This is a genomic window from Methylotenera sp. (genome assembly GCF_029945535.1).
Classification (GTDB): Bacteria; Pseudomonadota; Gammaproteobacteria; order Burkholderiales; family Methylophilaceae; genus Methylotenera.
The window spans coordinates 1-3,610 of sequence record NZ_JAQSCU010000002.1; the positions used below are offsets into that span (position 1 = coordinate 1).

6 protein-coding genes are annotated in these 3,610 nt (G+C 41.0%); 2 read left to right on the top strand and 4 right to left on the bottom strand.

All coding sequences use genetic code 11. The features are described 5' to 3' along the window. Window positions 1-121 precede the first annotated feature (121 nt). From PSU72_RS00370 to PSU72_RS00385, 4 genes are read right to left on the bottom strand one after another with little or no spacing between them, the layout of a single operon-like run. Window positions 122-916 (bottom strand): sulfite exporter TauE/SafE family protein, encoded by a 795-nt coding sequence (locus tag PSU72_RS00370; RefSeq protein WP_300429505.1) that lies wholly within the window; start codon window positions 914-916, stop codon window positions 122-124. Window positions 917-918: 2 nt separating this feature from the next. Continuing rightward, window positions 919-1,341, bottom strand: coding sequence for a DUF6691 family protein (locus PSU72_RS00375; protein ID WP_300429507.1), 423 nt, complete (start codon window positions 1,339-1,341; stop codon window positions 919-921). A gap of 9 nt (window positions 1,342-1,350) precedes the next feature. Then, window positions 1,351-1,776 carry a YeeE/YedE family protein gene (locus tag PSU72_RS00380; RefSeq protein ID WP_367186073.1) on the bottom strand — a complete coding sequence of 142 codons (426 nt, stop codon included), beginning with the start codon at window positions 1,774-1,776 and terminating at the stop codon, window positions 1,351-1,353. A gap of 9 nt (window positions 1,777-1,785) precedes the next feature. Beyond that, entirely contained in the window at window positions 1,786-2,106 is a 321-nt protein-coding gene (locus PSU72_RS00385; RefSeq protein WP_300429509.1) for a metalloregulator ArsR/SmtB family transcription factor, read from the bottom strand. Between the two features lie 92 nt (window positions 2,107-2,198). Between PSU72_RS00385 and PSU72_RS00390 the strand changes: the two genes are divergently transcribed. Beyond that, entirely contained in the window at window positions 2,199-2,948 is a 750-nt protein-coding gene (locus PSU72_RS00390; protein WP_300429510.1) for an MBL fold metallo-hydrolase, read from the top strand. Window positions 2,949-3,102: 154 nt separating this feature from the next. After that, entirely contained in the window at window positions 3,103-3,423 is a 321-nt protein-coding gene (sugE, locus tag PSU72_RS00395) for a quaternary ammonium compound efflux SMR transporter SugE (RefSeq protein ID WP_300429512.1), read from the top strand. Window positions 3,424-3,610 lie beyond the last annotated feature (187 nt).

The window sequence follows — 3,610 nt, forward strand, 5'->3', positions numbered from 1 at the left end:
ACCTGTCGGAAAATGCAAAAATAACTTGACGGAGTGCCTCAGGGCGCGATGCAGACAGTCAATCCTATTGTTAATTGCACTGAGGGCATGTCGCAGTCTCTTAAATAAGCTACTCTTCTCATTAATAGTTAAATAATTTTGTTAGCATCATTAGCGCAACAAGTATTGTTAAAACAGCAAATCCATATTTTAAGATGTTAACCTCAATCTTAGTTAATAGCGCTTTACCAATCACAATTCCAGCCATTGAACCACAAGCAAATTGTATGGCCATATTCCAATCCATATCTAAATGATAAATACTACTGACCACCACACTCGTGGAAATCAGTGCAATTACTGCAAGTGAGGTCCCTATCACGGCATGAATAGATAACGTGGTGAATCTTTGTAAAGCTGGAACAATCACAAACCCTCCTCCAACACCCAAAAGTCCTGACAAAAAACCTGCAACAGCTCCTGAGACCATAATTGAGATCGAACACCGACTCGTCCATATGAATCTACCAGTTTGTGGGTTGAGTGCGCAAGGTAGTGTATCTTGTAACGACGTGTCAATTTCTGAGTTTTGGGATTTGACAGTTTTATAGGCTACAAAAATAAGAATGAGGGCAAACATCGCTAATAGGTAATGATTATCTATCTTGTGAGCTACTAAAACACCTAACGGGGATACCAACGATCCAGCAATCGCCATTAGAACGGCAGCTTTATATCGAACTGTTTGATGATGCAAACCAATGATTGCGCCTAAGGAAGCTGAACACGCAACTGCTAATAAAGCGATAGGGGTTGCATCGACAATAGATATGTTCAATAAAAACACTAAGAGTGGCAACGCAATTATTCCACCACCTGCGCCTGTTAGTCCCATCACTAAACCAACAAACAAGCCCAGTCCTAAGATCAATATCATGACTAATACCTGGCTTTCAAGGACTCTAGGACTTCGTAAATCACCATTCCACTAACCATGGCAATTACAAACAAAATAGGCTCGATCTTCCCTGTTAAGATCGAGGTAATCCCAGGGCCGGGGCAGTAGCCAGCCAATCCCCATCCTGTGCCAAATATGGCTGATCCAATAATGAGTCTTGAATCTATCATATTAGCTTTAGGTAGTAAGATTGGCAGCCCTGTGTAAGTGAGCTTTCTTTTCTTTGCGATTTTGGATGAGAAGTATGCAACCGAAATAGCGCCTAGCATCACGAACCCCAATGATGGATCCCAGAAACCTGTCACATCTAAAAAGCCAATTACTTTTGCAGGATTGGTCATTCCTGAAATGATTAATCCCAAACCAAAGACCAAGCCAGAAAATAAAGAGATAATATATATCATTTGATTCACTCAAATCAGGTGATGCGTTATAAACACAGTCACAACTCCTGCTAGCATGAAGGTCATCGTCGCAACCAACGAGCGAATGGAAAGTCTTGATATCCCACAAATGCCATGCCCACTGGTACAGCCAGAGCCATATCTAGTGCCTAATCCAACAAGCAGTCCGGCAGTTAAAACTGTCCAATGCCCAGACTCAAAATTCACTTTAGGTAAAGCGAAGAAGATTGAGTAGATGACAGGGGAAACAAGTAATCCAAGTAGAAATAATAGGCGCCAGCCAATATCCTCGGCCTTAAGTTTTATTACTCCACCCAGGATGCCACTGATTCCTGCTACCTTTCCGTTAAAGAGGATCAATATGGAGACAGCCACTCCAATCAATATTCCACCTACTAATGAATTGATAGGTGTTGCTTCAGTCCAGTTAATCAAATTTAACCCCTAATTCTTTTTGCAAAATTGCTCATATAGTAGCTGCATAATAGAGAGTGCTTCTTGACTGGAAATGCTGTAATAAATCTGTTTCCCGTCACGTCTAGTATTCACCAGGTTCTCAGATCTGAGTACGGTAAGTTGCTGTGAAAGCGTGGGCTGCTTTATCCCAGTAGCCGTTTCCAACTCACTCACACACATTTCAGTCTGACTTAATTGGCAGAGCAGTAGAAGCCGGTCAGCATTAGCTAATGTTTTGAGGAAGTTGCTGGCATGGGTTGCATTTCCGCGCATTAATTCAAAATCTAATGTGAGATTAGCTTTATCCATAAATTAAGTTCTCATTAAAAGTCTTGAAAAACAATATATATTTATATAATATGTTATTAAGTAAACTAATGCAATGCACTGGAGTATTCACCATGATTTTTAGGCAATTATTTGAGCCGCTGTCTAGTACCTACACCTACTTGATTGGGTGTGAGGTAACTGGAAAGGCGATTCTGATCGACCCAGTAGTTGCAACTCTGGACAGAGATTTATTAGAGTTGAACAAATATGGGCTAACTCTTGAATATGCCATTGATACACATATCCATGCAGATCACATCACCAGTGCTTTGGAGCTAAAGAAACGGCTAGGCAGCAAGATAGCTAACCCAATTCTTGATCGATTGCCATGTGCTGACATTTACCTTGAAGAAGATAAGCCTTTAACTATTGGTAGTATTCAACTCATATCGCTCCATACTCCAGGGCATACCCCAGGTCACTTTTCCTATCTAATAAATAATCAGGTATTCACGGGCGACTCGTTATTAGTGGATGGTTGTGGTCGAACAGATTTCCAGAACGGTAGCGCAGAGCAGCTTTATCATAGTATTCATCAGAAGTTGTTTAGCTTGCCTGATGATTATCTAGTTTACCCGGGGCATGACTATCAAAGTCGCTATATATCGACAATCGCACAAGAGAAAAGAAGGAATCCAAGATTAGGCGCCGACAAGAAGGTTGAAGAGTTTATAGCCATAATGGATAACCTGAATTTGCCGTATCCAAAATTTATTGATTATGCAGTGCCGGGTAATAAGATGTGTGGTGTGTGCCCAACTAACTTGCCTGATAACTTGGAAAGCTATTGTGGAAATATATTAGAGAGCATCCAGGGGTAATCATAAGTTGACTTGTTGCTAGTGGTTGCTTGGAGACCAAAGCTCTCGAGTCAAAAGTGACTTCTAGTGCTAGAATTATCGCTTAGTCTTAGTGCTTGGACGACCAAGCATCTGATTTTCTCATGGGACGACCCAATTCTTAAAGGCACTTAAAATGAATTGGATTACTCTCGTAATAGCAGGAATGTTAGAAGTTGTTTGGGCGGTTGGGTTGAAGTACACCAATGGGTTCTCTAGGCTTTGGCCAACTGTTGGTACAGTCTTGGCAATCATGACCAGTATTTGGTTGCTAGCAATAGCGATGAAATCTTTACCGGTTGGCACTGCATATGCAATATGGGTAGGAATAGGTGCGGTTGGTACTGCAATAGCCGGAATTGTTTTATTTGGCGAGTCCGCCAATATAGGCCGAGTATTAAGTTTAATACTCATCATCGCAGGAATCATTGGACTAAAACTATCAACTGCTATCTAGTTTTTTAACTTAAATGTCCGCTTTGAGGCAAATACCAACTCTATGTATCAACAGCTAAAACGTTGATGCTGCAATTGGCTTGATTAAATAATTACAGAGCACCGAAGCGGACATTCAAATAAGACTTACCGACCTGTTGAATTGCACTCAGAATTGACCCACCTAGCAATATAAATTGCACTAGAAA

Bases quoted from the DNA above. Each gene is read 5' to 3' on its own strand.
- PSU72_RS00385 (WP_300429509.1), bottom strand. From the start codon at position 2,106: ATGGATAAAGCTAATCTCACATTAGATTTTGAATTAATGCGCGGAAAT.
- PSU72_RS00390 (WP_300429510.1), top strand. From the start codon at position 2,199: ATGATTTTTAGGCAATTATTTGAGCCGCTGTCTAGTACCTACACCTAC.
- sugE (WP_300429512.1), top strand. From the start codon at position 3,103: ATGAATTGGATTACTCTCGTAATAGCAGGAATGTTAGAAGTTGTTTGG.
- PSU72_RS00375 (WP_300429507.1), bottom strand. From the start codon at position 1,341: ATGATATATATTATCTCTTTATTTTCTGGCTTGGTCTTTGGTTTGGGA.
- PSU72_RS00370 (WP_300429505.1), bottom strand. From the start codon at position 916: ATGATATTGATCTTAGGACTGGGCTTGTTTGTTGGTTTAGTGATGGGA.